Source organism: Dermabacter sp. HSID17554 (assembly GCF_003989295.1).
GTDB classification, from domain to species: Bacteria; Actinomycetota; Actinomycetes; order Actinomycetales; family Dermabacteraceae; genus Dermabacter; species Dermabacter vaginalis.
Genome location: NZ_RBLW01000003.1, coordinates 236127 through 251809, shown reverse-complemented (window position 1 = coordinate 251809; position 15683 = coordinate 236127). Strand labels below are relative to the sequence as shown.

The 15683-nt window shown below is 60.6% G+C and carries 12 protein-coding genes; 6 read left to right on the top strand and 6 right to left on the bottom strand.

The annotated features are described in order from the left end of the window. Positions 1-218: 218 nt before the first annotated feature. A complete protein-coding gene (locus tag D8M36_RS06745; RefSeq protein ID WP_161970224.1) occupies positions 219-749 on the top strand; it encodes a GNAT family N-acetyltransferase in 531 nt (176 codons plus the stop codon). On the opposite strand, the gene D8M36_RS06740 is transcribed toward D8M36_RS06745, so the two are convergent. After that, positions 746-2344 carry an inorganic phosphate transporter gene (locus tag D8M36_RS06740; RefSeq protein WP_126847736.1) on the bottom strand — a complete coding sequence of 533 codons (1599 nt, stop codon included), beginning with the start codon at positions 2342-2344 and terminating at the stop codon, positions 746-748. The two genes, D8M36_RS06745 and D8M36_RS06740, sit on opposite strands and share 4 nt — an antisense overlap. A 354-nt stretch (positions 2345-2698) precedes the next feature. On the opposite strand from D8M36_RS06740, the gene D8M36_RS06735 reads away from it, so the two are divergent. Further along, positions 2699-3934, top strand: coding sequence for a threonine/serine exporter family protein (locus D8M36_RS06735; RefSeq protein ID WP_161970223.1), 1236 nt, complete (start codon positions 2699-2701; stop codon positions 3932-3934). Between the two features lie 9 nt (positions 3935-3943). On the opposite strand, the gene D8M36_RS06730 is transcribed toward D8M36_RS06735, so the two are convergent. Next, positions 3944-4588, bottom strand: coding sequence for a hypothetical protein (locus tag D8M36_RS06730; RefSeq protein WP_126847733.1), 645 nt, complete (start codon positions 4586-4588; stop codon positions 3944-3946). 53 nt (positions 4589-4641) lie between these two features. After that, positions 4642-7269 (bottom strand): MMPL family transporter, encoded by a 2628-nt coding sequence (locus D8M36_RS06725; protein WP_126847731.1) that lies wholly within the window; start codon positions 7267-7269, stop codon positions 4642-4644. 224 nt (positions 7270-7493) lie between these two features. Here D8M36_RS06725 and D8M36_RS06720 point away from each other — a divergent pair, with 224 nt between their 5' ends. Next, positions 7494-8006 (top strand): phosphoribosyltransferase, encoded by a 513-nt coding sequence (locus tag D8M36_RS06720; RefSeq protein WP_065247483.1) that lies wholly within the window; start codon positions 7494-7496, stop codon positions 8004-8006. Between the two features lie 19 nt (positions 8007-8025). On the opposite strand, the gene D8M36_RS06715 is transcribed toward D8M36_RS06720, so the two are convergent. Beyond that, complete coding sequence (locus D8M36_RS06715) at positions 8026-8961, bottom strand: DUF808 domain-containing protein (RefSeq protein ID WP_126847729.1); 936 nt, start codon at positions 8959-8961, stop codon at positions 8026-8028. A gap of 185 nt (positions 8962-9146) precedes the next feature. Here D8M36_RS06715 and D8M36_RS06710 point away from each other — a divergent pair, with 185 nt between their 5' ends. Further along, the gene (locus D8M36_RS06710) at positions 9147-10406 is read left to right on the top strand and encodes an MFS transporter (protein WP_065247485.1); all 1260 of its coding nucleotides are present in this window, start codon (positions 9147-9149) and stop codon (positions 10404-10406) included. A 385-nt stretch (positions 10407-10791) separates the two neighbouring features. Here D8M36_RS06710 and D8M36_RS10350 read toward each other — a convergent pair whose 3' ends face one another. Further along, positions 10792-11055: a ribbon-helix-helix protein, CopG family gene (locus tag D8M36_RS10350; protein WP_065247487.1), complete on the bottom strand. Its 264-nt coding sequence runs from the start codon at positions 11053-11055 to the stop codon at positions 10792-10794. A 1260-nt stretch (positions 11056-12315) separates the two neighbouring features. Between D8M36_RS10350 and D8M36_RS06700 the strand changes: the two genes are divergently transcribed. Then, a complete protein-coding gene (locus D8M36_RS06700; protein ID WP_238638407.1) occupies positions 12316-13602 on the top strand; it encodes an MFS transporter in 1287 nt (428 codons plus the stop codon). A 185-nt stretch (positions 13603-13787) separates the two neighbouring features. On the opposite strand, the gene D8M36_RS06695 is transcribed toward D8M36_RS06700, so the two are convergent. Further along, positions 13788-14246 carry a hypothetical protein gene (locus tag D8M36_RS06695; protein WP_065247489.1) on the bottom strand — a complete coding sequence of 153 codons (459 nt, stop codon included), beginning with the start codon at positions 14244-14246 and terminating at the stop codon, positions 13788-13790. Between the two features lie 421 nt (positions 14247-14667). Between D8M36_RS06695 and D8M36_RS06690 the strand changes: the two genes are divergently transcribed. After that, positions 14668-15675 carry a PPK2 family polyphosphate kinase gene (locus tag D8M36_RS06690; RefSeq protein WP_065247490.1) on the top strand — a complete coding sequence of 336 codons (1008 nt, stop codon included), beginning with the start codon at positions 14668-14670 and terminating at the stop codon, positions 15673-15675. Positions 15676-15683: the final 8 nt, after the last annotated feature.

Sequence of the window (15683 nt, the reverse complement as noted above, 5' to 3'; positions counted from 1 at the left end):
TCCGAGACACTGTGGGAAGCTCGTGAGCGTCTCTTATGGAGCGCCCGGAGCTCTTGTGTGCCCCAAGCGAGATCCAACCTTCCATGCCGACCTTGAAACTTCTTCCACGTCACCTGACCGGTATATGGATGCATGCTTGTTGTGTGCTGAATATGGTGTGCGAACCCTGGGAGTGCCACACGTGGGGCTCCCAGTTTCGAGTGCGGAACAATGGGGAAATGCTCTTCACGGTTCGCCAGGCCCGCCCCTCAGAAACGTTCGCTATTAGCGAACTCGCAGCCCGCACCTTTCCCTTAGCGTGCCCTCCGACGCTTGAGAGGGCCCATATCGATGCCTATATCCGGGAGAATTTTTCTCCCACACACTTTGATGCGCACATCGGCCACCCAGAGCACGATGTGCTCGTGGCAACCGTCGGATCCGAAATACTTGGGTACGCGCTCGTGCTTTTTGGAGCCGACGGTTCCCCCTCCCCGGGACTTGGCGTCACGCTCAATCCCGCGGGCCTGCTGTCAAAGTGCTACACGGACCCAAAGATGCACGGCACCAAAGCGGGGGCCAGCCTCCTCGTCGCAGCCGAAGAGCGCGCTCGCGAACGCCATGCGGAAGGTTTATGGCTCAATACCAATGCCCACAACATCCGGGCGCAGCGTTTCTACCGCAAGCACGGATTCAGCTGCGTGGGCGATATCGATTTCGTCGTGGGAGGGATCGTGCACCGCGACCCCGTGTTCGAAAAGCGGGTTTAGCCGAAAACAGCCCGCAGGATCACGATGCCCACCGCGCCAATGGCAGCCGCCGCCGGAAGTGTAATGACCCAGGCGAGGGCAATCGGTTTCATGAGGTTCCAATTCGCGGCCTTGTTGACGAGGCCAATGCCGAGGATCGCACCGATCAGGATGTGAGTCGACGAGACCGGGATACCCACCATCGACGCGCCCATGACCACGCCCGCAGCGGACAGCTCGGCGGCGAAACCTGAAGCGGGGTGCATCTTCGTGAGACCCGTACCGACTGTCTTGATGACGTTACGGCCGATGAACCAGAGGCCACAAATGAGGCCTACGCCGGCGCTTAGCATGAGCGCAGCGGGCACTGTTGCATCAGCGGAGATCGCCCCGGTCTTGAGAACGTCAAGGACCGCGGCGAACGGACCGACTGCGTTCGCGATGTCATTCGAGCCGTGGCTGAAAGCGAACGCCGAGGCGGTAAACACCTGCATCCACGAGAACAGGAGGAAGGTCGAGCGGGAGAGGTCCTCATTCTTAAGCGTCTTCGCGAAAATGAACACGGCCATCCACACGGCAGCACCCACCATCGCCATGATGAGGATGTTGCCCGCACCGTTGATGTCGAGGTGGAGGTTCTTGAGGCCCTTGAAGAGGAGCATTGAGGAGATCACGATCGAGCCGGCGGCAGCGAGGAGCGGCACCCATGTATCGAGTGCGCGGTGGGCGTTGATGTGCTCGGCGCGCTCTTCGATGTCGTGGAGCTCGCGGTAGTAATCCGAGTCGAGATCCTCAACGTTGTAATCGGGGTCTGACTGAATCGTTGAGGCATCGCGCGCCATGGCATTCGTGTAGGCGATCTGTTGAATTTCCGTGAGGCGTTCGAAGGCCTTCTTATGCTTCTCGCGGTGTGCGGCGCGGTCAATCTTGAGCTGGCGGAGTTTGTCGTCGGCCTCATCGTTGTACACGAGGATGTAGCGCTTGATCGCCCCGAACAGAATGTAGGCAACAATTCCGCCGAGGAGCGGGGAAGCAACCCACGAAAGCACGATCTTGCCGATCTCGCCCCACTGCACCATCTCGAAACCACCGGTGCCCGTGACGAGTCCGAGCGTCACGGCCGCACCAACGATGCCGCCGACGATTGAGTGGGTCGTGGAGACGGGCCAGCCCATCTTCGTGGCAACGAGTAGCCATAGTGCAGCGCCGAGGAGCGATGACATCATGATGAACGCAAAGTCGAGCGGCTGCACCGAAAATGCTTCAAGATCAACGATGCCGCTGCGCACAGTTTCGGTCACATCGCCGCCGGCGATTACGGCGCCGCTCACCTCAAAGATGGCGGCGACCATGAGCGCCTGCTTCATGCTGAGGGTACCCGCGCCCACTGACGTGCCGAACGAGTTAGCGACATCGTTGCCGCCGATGTTGAACGCCATGAACAGGCCCACGACGATGGTCGTGACGAGGATGCCCCACGATCCAGTGTCGGTGTAGCCCAGCGCCCAGTAGATGCACAAGATGAGAGTGCCGAGTGTGAGGACGCCGAAGGCGAGGTGCCAATTGCGATCGGGGCCAAGGAACTGGCGCTTTGGGTCGAGGACGTCGTGAGACATGGGGAAAATCCTTCGAGGGTGAGGGGCGGACCGCCTCATGATGCGCCGGCAGTGCAACTGAAAGGTTACGCTCACCTTGCTTTTGGGTGGATTTTTCCAGTCTGTCGGCCATGACCTCTGGATTCTGCTCGGGCGAGAGCCGAGGGAGTGTCGATGGCTGTGAGGGTCACGGGAGATCTCCTTCTCAGTTGTGGTGTCACCCATGACAGTGCCGGCAATGCATGAAACTGCCATGAGGCGAAAATGAAGAAACCTTCATCTATGGGGAGCGCTAGGGTTAAACGGGCGCACGCCCGGTGGTGTCGGGTGCGGGGCCGCTCACATACGAGACGCAGAAAAGAGAGAGAAGGATCCATGCGAGACGAGCGAGTGCGAGCTCTCGCGACAACAGCCGGGACTCTCGTGGGGTTCGGCCACCTCACGTCGGAGGCAATCGCCGCGGTCGAGTCCCTGAGCGTTCGGCTCGGCTCGCCGGTGAGGTGCATCGTTGAATGGAACCGCGTCGTCCTCGTCGATCTCGACGGCCTTGCTCATACGACCGTGCACGTGCGACCCGAGGCGATCAACATGGCGCGTGTGAACGCGACTCTTCGGGCCATTGACTCGTTGCCGAGCGCCGAGAACATCGATGAACGCGAGATCGCGCGTCTCAACTCTCGGCTAGATGACGCGGCGTCGATTGCGCACGCACCTTTGTGGCTCTTCATCCTCGCCTGCATTGCGGGTGCCTGGGGGCTCGCCCTGATCTACGGGGCGCGGAGCCCCCTGTCCTACGTCCTGATGGCGATTGCCGCGGGAGTGGGCGGGGTTCTGAGACGCTGGCTCGGATCCCACGGGATTGCCGTGCCAGGCCAGGCGCTTGCGGCTGCCATGCTCGCGGGGATTCTGGGCGGAGTCGCCGACCACCTCGGTATCGCCTCGACAGCCCGGCTCGTGGCGGTGTGCCCCGCCATGATTCTCGTGCCGGGCCCCCACCTCATCAACGGCGCGCTCGACGTCACAGGCAAGAACGTCACGGTGGGGTGGCATCGCCTTGTGTATGGCGGCATCATCCTCGCGGCGATCAGCGGCGGGCTCGTCGTGGGCCTTCTCTTGGTCGGGAGCGACCTCCCCGTTACGGCAGGAGCTCGCACGCCTTCGCTGTGGGTCGATGCGCTCGCGGCAGCGCTCGCCGCAATGGCGTTCAGCGTCTATTTCTCCATGCCGCTCACGCAGGCGGCATGGCCCATCCTCGTCGGGGGAATTATCCATGCAGGCCGCTGGATTCTCATGGTCGTGTGCGGCGTCAACGTCATCAACGGCGACCTCGCGGCGTGCATTCTCGCCGGGCTCGTGTTAAGCGCCGTTGCGCACCGCAAACGGCTGTCGTTCGCAGGCGTCGGATTTGCCGCGATCGTTGCACTTGTGCCCGGCATCTACCTCTTCAGGGCCGTTGCGGGGATGGTGCAGCTGACGACGCGGCCCAACACGGTTGTTGTGGTCGGCGTCGCGCAGGATTTCTCCACCGCCCTGCTGATCCTCGCGGCAATGACCTTTGGGCTCATCCTTTCCCATGGTTTCATCATGAGGTGGCGCGCGGTCGCGCGGTAGGGGCGGTCGCTAGCCCTCGACCTTGCGCTTCGCCTCGCGTAAGAGAGTCGCGTATTCGGTCGCGCTCATCGACACTTCGGGCATATTGCGAAGCCCGTAGTGGGCCCTGCCATCGGCATCGTGCTCAAACTTCCACGCGAGCGGGAACCCTGCGCGGGCAGCCTTGCGGCGCGGCCACGCAAGAACACCGGGGATCACGCGTTCGCTCTTGAGCCCGAGCGCTGCGACGATCTCTGACGCTCCGAGTGTGTTCGGCGCAGCGTCCATAAAGAGGGTAAAAATATCTCGCTCGTTGCGTTTGAGGGAACGCCACCACTCAATGGCACCGTCAAGCAAGTCCTGATCACTCGAGGTGGGGCGGATGGCAGCGGTGCCGCGGCGCGGGTTTTCCGGCACAGGGGGAGTGCGGTCCGACGCCTGTTTTGCCTCGTCCATGCCTCGGTTCACGGCGCGCTCGCCGCCTGGACTTTGAGGCGCGCTTGCGGCGGGGCGAGTTTCCGCAAGGGCACCGCCTTCGGTCGCGGGCTTTTTGCGCACGTCGTCATTCGCCTTGGGCCAGGCGGCGTCGCTCCCCGCGAGCCACGTACCAAAACGCGTGTAGAAATCGGCGAGCCGATCTTCGGGGACGAGAACCTTCACCTCATGCATGACCATAGGGCAATTCTAGGCCGCCTCGAACGACGCCGTGCCCTTTCGCTGCCGTGTCCCTATGCGCGCGGTGCCGCGTCTTTCGGAGCCACCACCCGGTCGAGAACGGCGAGCAGCGCCGGCAGGATCCCCACGATCAGGATGATCGCCGCCAACGCCCCGATCGCGATGGTTCGACAGATCTGGGCAACCGTCGGATTCGAAAACAGAAAACCGATCGCGCCGGTCACCAGCACCATGATGAGGCCCGAGGTGAGGATTGTGTGAATCGAACCGTCATAGGCGCGCGCAAGCGAATCTCGTACCCCGTGTTTCTGCCGTGCCTCCCGGTAATACGTCGTGAGGACGATCGCGTAATCGATCGTGGCTCCCATCAAAATGCACTGCACAATGAGCATCGCGAGGTAGTACATGCTGTATCCCTGGAGCCCGACGGTGCTCACGGTGAGAAAGACGCCCACCTGCACAAGCAGCACAAGAATCGCCGGCACTGCGATCGAGCGGAACGTGAGCGCCACAATGATGAATATTGCGGCTGCAGTGAAAAGTGCGATCTTCACATTTTCCGCGCCGAATCCCTCGCGCATTTCGTACACCATCACGGAGTCGCCCACGAAGAAATGCTCACCGGGAACCTTGGCGTCTGCGCGATTGACGAGATTCTCGACGAACGCGAGTGTTTCCGGGCTTTCCTTCGGGTAGTCAGTACGGATAATCAAGCGCGAGAACTCGGTTCCCACGAACTGCGTGCGAACGTCAGCGATGTCTGCGGCGGCGCTCTCGAGTTGAGAAATCTGCTCCGTGCTCAACTGCCCCTCAAATCGCCCGCCCTGCCCGGACTCGTCGAGCAGGAAGTGCACGAGGTTATCGATCGACATCGTCCAGGACGGATCCGATTCATGAAGCGCGCGGTGCAGCATGAAGAGCTGAGTGAGATCCTCCTCGTTGAGAGGAGCCGCGTCGCTCGCGCCGCCTGAGTGGCCGCCCTCGCTCTCGCGCTCCTTCATGCTGTTCAAGGCCGACGCTAGCTGCCCCGGGGTGAACTCACGGCCTCGAACGTCACCGGGGACCTGACCTGAATCGAGTGCGCGCTCGAGAGCATCGACTCCGTCAAACCGGCCGATGCTGCCCGAGGTGAAAGACCCGAGCTCGCCCCTCTGGCTGAGCCTTTCAGCCTCGCGAGCGGCAGCGACGAATTCTCGTAGCGTCATGGTTCCCGCCTGCCCGTCGTGGTAGGCGAAATACACCATCGAAAGGGCCGTGCCGGTGAGGGCCAAGGAGCCGTCGGAACCGTCCGTGCTCCCACTCGCGTTCCCAGAGTCGTGCGAGCCCTCAAATTCCTCCAGGGTGCTTGTCATCTCGCCCTTTGTGAGCGGTTCCCCGACGGTCGTGGGGTAGCCCATCACGCTGATCGCGTGCGGATCACGCTTCGCGGCATCGGCAATCTCATAAATGTGCTCAGCGTTCGAATTGAGGTAGACGAGCACGATGTCGTTATCGGGGGCGAAAAGCTCAGCGACTTGGTCGGGGGTCGAAAGAGTGTACGCCGTCTCCGTGCGGGACTGGAGGAACGCAGATCCCGCGAGGATGGCGATGAACACAGCGAGCACGACCCATCGTGCAGCGTGCTCGAGCCGTGCGAGCACGCCCAGGCGGGGGTGGAGGAATGGTTTTGGGGTGCGCGCTATCAAGGCGTCGCACATGACAAGGAGTGCGGGAAGGACCGTGAAAACGGTCAGCATCGAGATCGCCACGCCCTTGGCAAGGACGATGCCAAGGTCGGCGCCAACCTTGAAGCTCATGAAGACGAGCATGAGAAGGCCAACGATGGTCGTGATCGATGCCGAGGCGATTGCGCTGAAGGCCTTGGGCAGGGCTCGGCGCATGGCGATTGCGCTCGCCTCCGGTACGGAGTCCACACCGCGGCGTTTCTGCGCGGCGCATTCTTGCCGATACCGATTGGCGAGGATGATCGAGTAATCCATCGACAAGACGAGCTGGAGGATCGCGGCAATCGAAAACGTCACTTCGGCGATTTCGCCAAGGAAGACGTTGGATCCCATGTTGAGCAGCACGGCGATGCCGATCGTCGCGAGATAGAGCAGGGGCTCGATCCACGACGCACTCATCGCGATGAGGATCGCGGCGAGCAGGGCGACGGCTATGGCCGCGATCCATAGGGGAAGCTCACCGCTCGTCGACGGATTATCGCTCGTGAAGGTGAGGGAGTGCCCGTTCAAGCCGGACTCGCTCAGTGCGGAGAGTTCCTCGGCAAGGGACGTCGCCGCAGGGTCTGCGTAGTCGGATTCGGAGGAGACGACGAAGAGCGTGTGGTCACCGTTGATGTATCGGGCTGGGTCGCCATCGGCAGGAGTGGCATTGGTTGACGATGTGACGTGGTGAACCCCCTCAAGCTTCTCGAGGGCAGCGAGGGCCTCTTTGCGCTCCGAGTCGTCAGCGAGTCCATCCACCATGACCCGAAACGTCGAAAGATCGGGGTCATCGAACTGATCTGTGAGGACTTCGGTTCCGGCGCGCATCGGTGATGCGGACGGCAGATACTTCGCCATGTCGGCATTCACGCCGACGAAGGGAATCAACGCGCCAAAGAACACCGCGCACAATGCCGCAAGAGCGACGATGAGGTGTCGCGCGCGCACGATGAGAGACGCGCAATAATCAAGCATCGCGGCTCCTGCTGTTGTCACTGGTGAGGTGCCTACCGTGAGGATCGGCGACTGCAGGCGAGAGTATGGCCAGTTTATACACTCGGTAGTAGCTTAGCGAATCTCGCCCCTAGAATGGAGCTACGACCGGTGGGCCCCGGAAGGGCCGACGGGGGAGAAAACAACACACACACCGCCGGCCAAGCGTCGGTGAAATCCGGGAATACCGGGGAAATGAGGACACCGTGACTGGCGCCTACCACGCCGACTCGAGCGATCTGCAGGTCAAGGAGGTCCTCACGTGGGACACCTTCGGTACCGCGAGTCGCGAGCTTGCCCAGGCCATCGCCGATTCGGATTTCGAGCCCGAAATCATCATTGCGGTGGCGCGCGGCGGTCTTCTGCCAGCGGGGTCCCTCGCGTACGCGCTGGGACTCAAACTTGCCGACGCTATCAACGTCGAGTTTTACACCGACGTGCACGAGACCCTTCCCGATCCGGTCCTTCTCGCGCCGCTCCTTGACACCGAGGCTATTGAAGGCAAGCGCCTGCTCGTCGTCGACGATGTTGCCGATTCCGGCCGCACCCTCGCACTTGTACTCGAGCTTCTCGAGGCTCAAGGCGCCGAGGCGCGCTCCGCGGTCCTGTACTCGAAGCCGACGTCGGTCGTCGAGCCGCACTTCGTGTGGAAGCACACCGCCGACTGGATCGTGTTCCCCTGGTCGGCTGAACCGCCAGTCACCCCCACGGAAAAGTAGTCGGCCGGCCTCGCTGGCGCTAGTGGGCTTTCTTCCCCCACGGGGTCAGCGCCCACACGCCAGCCACGACGGCGCCCCACGCGAAGCCGAACACCAGGGCGCACAGCGTGTCGACGAGCCAGGCGAGCACGCCGCCTACGCCCGCGATTCCCTCGACACCCTCAGCGAGGTGGTGAACGAGGGCGTACGGTGCGTGCAGCCCGAGTTCGTCGAGACCCGTGAGCATGATGTGACCGCCAACCCACAGCATGGCGAACATGCCGACGTAGCTGATGATGGTCATGACGACAGGCATTGCCCGCACAAGCCATGCGCCGAACGTCTTCGCGGCGCCCGAGTCTCGTTTCGTGAGCGCGAGCCCAACGTCATCCATCTTCACGAGTAGCCCCACGACGCCGTAAACGGCGAGCGTGATGACAATCGCGACGACGACGAGGATGAGGGCGCGATCTACGAGGGGCTGGTTAGCGACCTCGTTGAGCGAGATCACCATAATTTCTGCGGAGAGAATGAAATCGGTGCGCACGGCCCCCGATACAACCTTCTTTTCCGCATCCTCACCCTGCACAACGGAGGGCTCGGCATCGTTCGCTTCCTTGTTGCCGGTGACAAGCTCCCAAATCTTATGGGCGCCCTCGAAGCACAAATAGGTGCCTCCCAGCATGAGTAGCGGCGTGAGGATCCACGGCGCAAACTGCGAAAGAAGGAGCGCGAACACGAGGATGATGGCCTTGTTGAGCAAGGAGCCCTTCGTGATTTTCCAAATGATCGGCAGCTCGCGCTTGGGGTTGACGCCGCGCACGTATTGCGGAGCTACGGCTGCGTCGTCAACGACGACTCCCGCTGCCTTGGCGCTGACCTTCATTGATGCGGCGGCAACATCGTCCGCATTGGCCGCGGCCATGCGCGCGAGGGCGGCGATATCGTCGAGCAGTGCGGCAAAGCCAATGGCCATAAGGAAAACCTTCCGGTGTGCGCGTCTAGAGCGCTCCCATTTTATGGGTATCTGCGCGGTGAATCCCGCCACCACAACTTGGAGGAGTCTCCCGACTTTTTCTAGAGTGTTGGGCGCTGCGCGGGTCAACATCCGTGAGCCCAGGCACCGGAAGTGTCTGCCGCATACCGATGAAGGAGTGTGCCGTGTCGGCTGTTCCTCCTACCGTGACAGGCTCGATTCCCGCGATCAACCCGGAGGTCGATCCGTCGACCCTCCCGGAGGCAGCACCGAACAGCGAGCCGGAGCGCTCGAATTGGATCGCGGTGGTCGCGCTGGCTCTCGGGATCTTCACGCTTATCACCATCGAAGAGCTTCCCATTGGCGTGCTTACGCTTATCTCCAACGACCTCGGTGTGAGCCGAGGAACCGTCGGACTCGCCGTGACCCTCCCCGGGGTGATCGCGGGCGTTGTGGCCCTGCTCGTGCCGAGCGTGACTCGCTCCTTGAACCGCAAGACCGTGCTGCTACTCGCTCTTCTCTCAGTGGTCGTGAGCTGCACGATCTCCTTCTTTTCCACCTCGTGGCCGCTTTTTCTTGCCTCGCGCATTTTCACCGGGATTGCCATCGGGATGAACTGGCCCGTGCTTCCGCTCGTCGCGGTTGGCCAGGTGAAAAAAGAGGACCGCACGACTGCATTGACCATTGCGTTTGCCGGGAACGGGAGCGCGCTCGTGCTTGGCCTGCCTCTTGCGACGTGGCTCGGAACGGTGCTCGGATGGCGCGGAGCGTTCGCTGCCACGGGTATTCTCGCCCTCGTCGTGGGCCTCATGATGGTCGCCATGGTCAGGCCCGTGCAGTCGGCCGCGGTGGAAACCGTGCGCTCGACCCTCGGCGCTGTAAAGATCCGCGGCGTGCGCTACGCATTTGTGCTGACGCTCATTATCGTGACCGGCCAGTTCGTCTCGTACAGCTACGTGAGCCCGATCCTTCAAGACTTTGCCCACGTCGATCTCGAAAAGATCAGCATGTACCTGCTGCTTTACGGGGCGCTCGGCCTCATCGGAAACTTCGCCGCGGGCCCGCTCATCAAACGCTCGGCTGCCCTGGCGGTTCTTGTCCTTGCGGTGGGTACGGCGCTTTCGCTGACGCTCGTCGCGACCGTGATGTCCGCCCCCGTCAATGCTCTTCTCATCATCGCTGCGTGGGGCTTTTTTGGCGGCATGGCCTCAGTGTCGATTCAGTCGCTCGTCAACGCTGAGGCGGGGGATCGGGTCGAGGCGGGCACTGCCCTCAATAGCGCGGCATTCAACATCTCGATCGGTGGGGGCGCGATCATTGGTGGCCTCATCGTGGATAGCGCCGGGCTTCGCGCGGCGGTCTGGGTGTCGACGGCTGCCATCGCCCTCGGTGCCCTTATCGTGACGCGGTTCATCGCACTCACGCACAGGCGAGCCACGAGGTAAGTGTGAGTCGGGGAGGGCACCACCGCTTCCTAGACTAAAAAGGGCAAGAAGAACAAAAAGAGCACTGATCGTGCTCACGGGCTGGTGATTGCCGATAGTGCGCGGCGCGTATTCGGACCTGTCGCAAAACTCAACGTCTCGGTAACCCTGGCGCCCCGGCTTCGCAGCTCAGGGCACTACTTCTTTCTGCCCCGCACGTAGATCAGTGCGGCAGCGAGCATGAACAAAAACCCTGCGGCGACAGCACACCACCCACACAGCGGATTGTGAGGGATGGTCACCGCGCCGATTTCTACGTCGCCCTCGATAAGCAAGAACCCAAGTGTAAGGGCTGCTAGCCCGGCTGTAAGAACCCCGCCGACGCGCGGAACGGAGGGAGCAGGCATCATGCGGCGGCCCACTGCCTGACGGCGGCGCGGATTGCTGTCGAACGGTCGATCCCTTCGCGTTCAGCGCGTTCCATGAGGCTGGCTAATTCATCGTCAGAAAAGCGTGTGGGGATGACTTTGGAGGCTTTCTCGGCGCGTGGTGGGCGGCCCCAACGACGGGCGAGTTCTTCAACGTCGTATCCAGCCTCGGCTTCGTCGGCCCAGGCCTGCACTTGGCCTTCGCTTACTTCTCGGCCGTGGATGATTCTTTTCTTACCCACGCCACTATTGTCATACGAAAGTGGTGGGTGCTGTCTAGACGTGCGGTGCACTGCATCGAACTTGCTTACGCGCACCGTGCTAGGGAAAAGGTGGGGCACGAGCTGGTGGACCGCCGTCTTCTGGTGGCCTAAAGCGCACTGGGGGTGCGGAGGTTGGCGAGCTTCTGCCGCACGATTGCGCGCTTTGTGCAGCGGAGAAGGGTGGCGCTTAAGATGCTGGCGAGTTGGAGACTGGGGCACAATGAAGGAGCCTCTCGAGCTTAAGTGGCGGAGGGGACTCGTCCGCGTGCGCTCGACGCAACGTTCCTGCCTGGGAGTTCGTTGGCTGTATAGCTGTAAAGCATTACAGGTGGTGTTGTGGGGCTTCTTTTCGAGGTCGAGCGCCGCGTGAGTGGTGTGCGGCGATTGTCCGCCAGGTGACAGCCCGCAGCGTGGTGGCGTGAATCGACGCCTGGTCGACGCGCTAGCCAGCGATGCAAGATGGAGAGTTAACTGTCCCCACACGATCTTGCCGCGGGCGGTGCGGAAAATTCGCCTAACAAAGGGCATCGTTTCACTGGGCCTATCGGCTGCCGCGCATTGTTTTGCGTCGCTGGGTCCCGAAGTCGGCTGATGACTTTTTGATTTACGTAACGTAAGCGAGGGGTGAGTGTTATTCTCGCCACATGGAGCGATGGATGGATGCACAGGCGACCCACCGACTCAGTGAGCGGGAAGCAGGAAAAAACTGGATTGCTTATATTCCAGTGTCCCTAGCCTTGGTCATCATGTGTGTGCGGTTTCCCCCTGCAGGTTTGGTGGGATGGCTAAACAGCCTTGGAGGGGGAATTATCCCCACGGGGCTGGTCATCTGCGGAGCTCTGGCAATATTGAGCCTCGGGATGTGCGTGAGGCGAGGGCTTCGAGCCGGGTTCACACTGAGTGCAATTGTCGTCGGAATTGCGGTGGCTGGGCTCTTCTTCCCTGTCGGCTTCTAGTTACCGAAAGGCTAGTGCGGAGAGTAAATACTCTCGAAACACTCTAGTTGGAGCAGCACTGATGGGGGAGTGTACTGGGGCTCGCTCCGGCGCAAGCTGAAGATTCGGATCGCTCGCCTCTGCAGCTGCAAAGCGATCTTAGAAAGGCACTCATGGAGCGTCGCAAAGAACTTGGCACTCCCGCCAGCTTGGTTGAGGATGTCAGATATGCACCGAACTTAGATGTCATCATTGAGTATAAGAACGCCCCCAGGGCTTTGCATGCCCTGAGTAAAGATAGTAAGTGATCTTGATACAAGAAAACTCAGAACGATATCTCTTACGTTCTCTCCAAGCTTCTAACGCAAGCGATGCTGCCGGGCGTGAATTTGTTGACTCTTCCATGTCAATCATCGCAATTTCACTCCTTGGCTTCTCTACCACCCAGATAGGGGTTCTGGACTTCCTCGAGGCGGGAGCTGCAATCTTCTTGGCGCTCCCCATCGGGCTTCTGGTTGACCGCTACAAACCGCAGACAGTCCTAGCGCTCTCCCTTGCACTCAAGGTACTTCTCGGCGCATCCCTGTGCCTCGGTCTCCACTTTGGGCTGGAAAATCCTGTGTTTTTCATGGCAATCGTCTTTTTCCTTGGGGTGTCGATAATTGCTTCGGAAAATGCCCAAACGAGTCTCGTGCCCTTTATCGCCAGGGCTGACGACCGGATCGAAAACGCTGTGTCTAGGATGGCGATGGCGGATTCCATTGCAGGGGTCATCGCGCCTGCGGCAGCCGGCCTAGCGTTGACCTTCTTCGGCACTACCCCAACTACCGGTGTCGCCATCCTTTTCTTTGCCTTATCTCTATTCTTTGCGCTACGAATACTGCAACGTCTCAGGCAGCAGCAGTTCTCTAGCAACCAAAACACGACTATCCACTCAGCGGACGAGAGCAGTGAATCGACGCATCCCGGAAAAGACAACCGACCTCTCTCGCAGAAACTGACCGACGGTTTCCGAATTCTTGGAACCAACCGTTTCCTTCTCGGTGCTGTATGTCTGATTTCAGCAGGCAACGTTGGCCTCGCCTTGAGCGACTCAATGGTTAGCGTGGTGATCCTGCGCGTGTTGGATCTTGGAATGCCATTTTTCGGCATCCTTGGAACGGTTTCCGCGGCAGTAGGGATCCTCGCCGCAGTGATCGCGCCCCGAGTCATGAATGCTATCCCTGTGCGAACGCTCTACATTTGGAGTTCCATCACGCAAGCAATCGTGGCGTGTCTGCCGATTCTGGCACTCCTCATCCCATCGTGGGCGCACACCCTTTTTCTCATTAAATCAGTGTGCTGGGCTTTTACCCTCACCATCGCCAACATCGCTGGGTTTTCATACGTAGCAAAAGCGGTGGATAAGAAGTACCTCGGCCGCACGAGCGCGGCAATGCGCATGGTAACGATGGGCACTGTCCCCTTTGCTGCACTCCTTGGAGGCGTTCTCGCCGATGTTGGCGCGATCACCGTCCCCCTCATTATCTGGCCAATACTCACCGCCGCGGCAGTTACCGCTTACATCGTCCTCACACGCCAGTCCGCTTAGTGGCACTACATCAACCCGCGTCGTCCTAAGGCAAGTGGTCCGAGTACTTTCAAAACGTTTCGACCTGTCAGCGTGAGCCGAAGGTGCGTAATACGCTGCGTTCGGTGGGGATGACGAGGTGGGTTGTGCTCGGGCGTGGGGGAAGGCCATACCCGATAGTGATTAGCGTTTAAAGATGGATCGATTTAGAATATCGATTCGAAGGAATAGTAATTATCTGATGCTCTGCTGTAGCAGAGCATCAGATAAGACCCATCTTCCCTCTTGGTGACCGGATGGCACCGCAGATCACTGAAATCGTCCAGTTTGAATGGGGCGTTCGAGTTGGTGGTGACGGTCGTACCAACCCATTCATCTGGCGATTCTTGGAAGTTAGCTGGAGCCCACATCCCAACTTGGTCTGCCTTGGGCAGCTTCATTACGCGTAGATAGTCTCCGTCGCCTGTGAACCCTACATCGCTGCTGTAAAACTCTTCAGTAGTCATAGAGGCGGGGACGTCAATCCCCCAAGCTTTCGACAATACTTGCGGTGAGTCATCGGCATGTATCTCCGTGCTCAGGGCGTCGCCGCAGCCTTGGAGGGATAGGAGGAGTGGGACGATGGATACGCAGGCCAGAATCGTTGACCATAACTTCTTCTTCACCGAATCCCCTTCGATACGTGATACAGCCGGGTCAAACATTGTCTATCAGGAGACGCCATTTTATGCCTGACAGTCATGTGAATTACGCGTGCGCGATGCGGTAGGGGTGTTCCTAGGCGTCGATGATGAGGTTGTCTGAGAGCCTTGGCCGTGTTTATGGAGCTTGCGTGCGGTTTTTTGGGGGGCGACGGAAGGGGAGGTCGCATGTGGGGTGCCTGCCGTGTCGTCGAGGGCGCGGATTTTATGGGGCGCGTTCGGCGCCGGTTTTCTTCCGCTCGGCTGCCGCGGTGGTCTGGGTGTCGACGGCTGCCATCGCCCTCGGTGCCCTCATCGTGACGCGCTTCATCGCTCTCAGGCACAGGCGAGCCTCGAAGTAAGCGTGGGTTAGGGAGGGCCCCTCGCCGCTTCCTAGACTGAAGGCATGGCCAAAAAGAACAAGAAGAGCAAAAAGAGCACTAAGAGCGCTCAGGCGCCCGTGCGTGAACAGCGCGAACAGATCGTTCTCGATCAGGCAAAGAAACACCTAAAGGTGAGTGATGCTGCGCTCGACATCGTCGAGGACGGCACCTATGTGGACGCGCGCCCGCGCGGGCACGAGCTCCCGCTCGACCTTGAGGGCTTCACCTCCGTGCGCGACCTCTCGACGAAGGCGCGGCTCGACTTTGACGGCGACAAGCAGGACGGCAAAGCGATCCTCGCCGCCCGCACCGCGTACCTCAGTGAGCTCCAGGAGAGGCTGTGGGCTGAGCATCGTGGCCAGGACAATGGCCGACGTGTCCTTCTCGTGATTCAGGGCATGGACACGGCCGGCAAGGGCGGAATCGTGCGCCACGTGGTGGGCGCTGTTGACCCGCAGGGCGTACGGATCAAGGGCTTCAAGGCGCCAACGGCAACAGAGAAGAATCGCCACTTCCTGTGGCGTATTCGCCGAGCGCTTCCTGAGCCGGGCTTCATTGGAGTGTTCGATCGATCGCACTACGAGGACGTGCTCATTCACCGCGTCCACGGGTGGGCAGATGACAAGACTCTCGCGAAGCGCTACAGCGACATCAACAGGTTTGAAAAGCAACTCGTCGAGGAACGAGGCTACGAGGTCGTGAAGGTCATGCTTCACATCTCTAAGGAGGAGCAGTGGGAGCGGCTGTTCGAGCGCCTCGAGCGTGAGGACAAGCATTGGAAGTTCAAAATGGGCGACCTCGACGAACGAGAGCATTGGGATGCCTACATGGATGCGTACGACGCCGCGATCCGCGAGACGCACACGCCGTGGGCCCCGTGGCACGTCGTCCCCGCGGATCGAAAGTGGTACGCGCGACTGGCTGTTCAGCAGCTTCTGACCGATGCTCTCGAACGCATCGCCCCCGCTTATCCGAAAGCCGACTTTGATGTGAAGAAGGCCATTGAGCGTATGAAATCGGAGAAGGCGTAGGCGTGCGA

Bases quoted from the DNA above. Each gene is read 5' to 3' on its own strand.
- D8M36_RS06730 (WP_126847733.1), bottom strand. From the start codon at position 4,588: ATGGTCATGCATGAGGTGAAGGTTCTCGTCCCCGAAGATCGGCTCGCC.
- D8M36_RS06690 (WP_065247490.1), top strand. From the start codon at position 14,668: ATGGCCAAAAAGAACAAGAAGAGCAAAAAGAGCACTAAGAGCGCTCAG.
- D8M36_RS06735 (WP_161970223.1), top strand. From the start codon at position 2,699: ATGCGAGACGAGCGAGTGCGAGCTCTCGCGACAACAGCCGGGACTCTC.
- D8M36_RS06745 (WP_161970224.1), top strand. From the start codon at position 219: ATGCTCTTCACGGTTCGCCAGGCCCGCCCCTCAGAAACGTTCGCTATT.
- D8M36_RS06740 (WP_126847736.1), bottom strand. From the start codon at position 2,344: ATGTCTCACGACGTCCTCGACCCAAAGCGCCAGTTCCTTGGCCCCGAT.
- D8M36_RS06725 (WP_126847731.1), bottom strand. From the start codon at position 7,269: ATGCTTGATTATTGCGCGTCTCTCATCGTGCGCGCGCGACACCTCATC.
- D8M36_RS06715 (WP_126847729.1), bottom strand. From the start codon at position 8,961: ATGGCCATTGGCTTTGCCGCACTGCTCGACGATATCGCCGCCCTCGCG.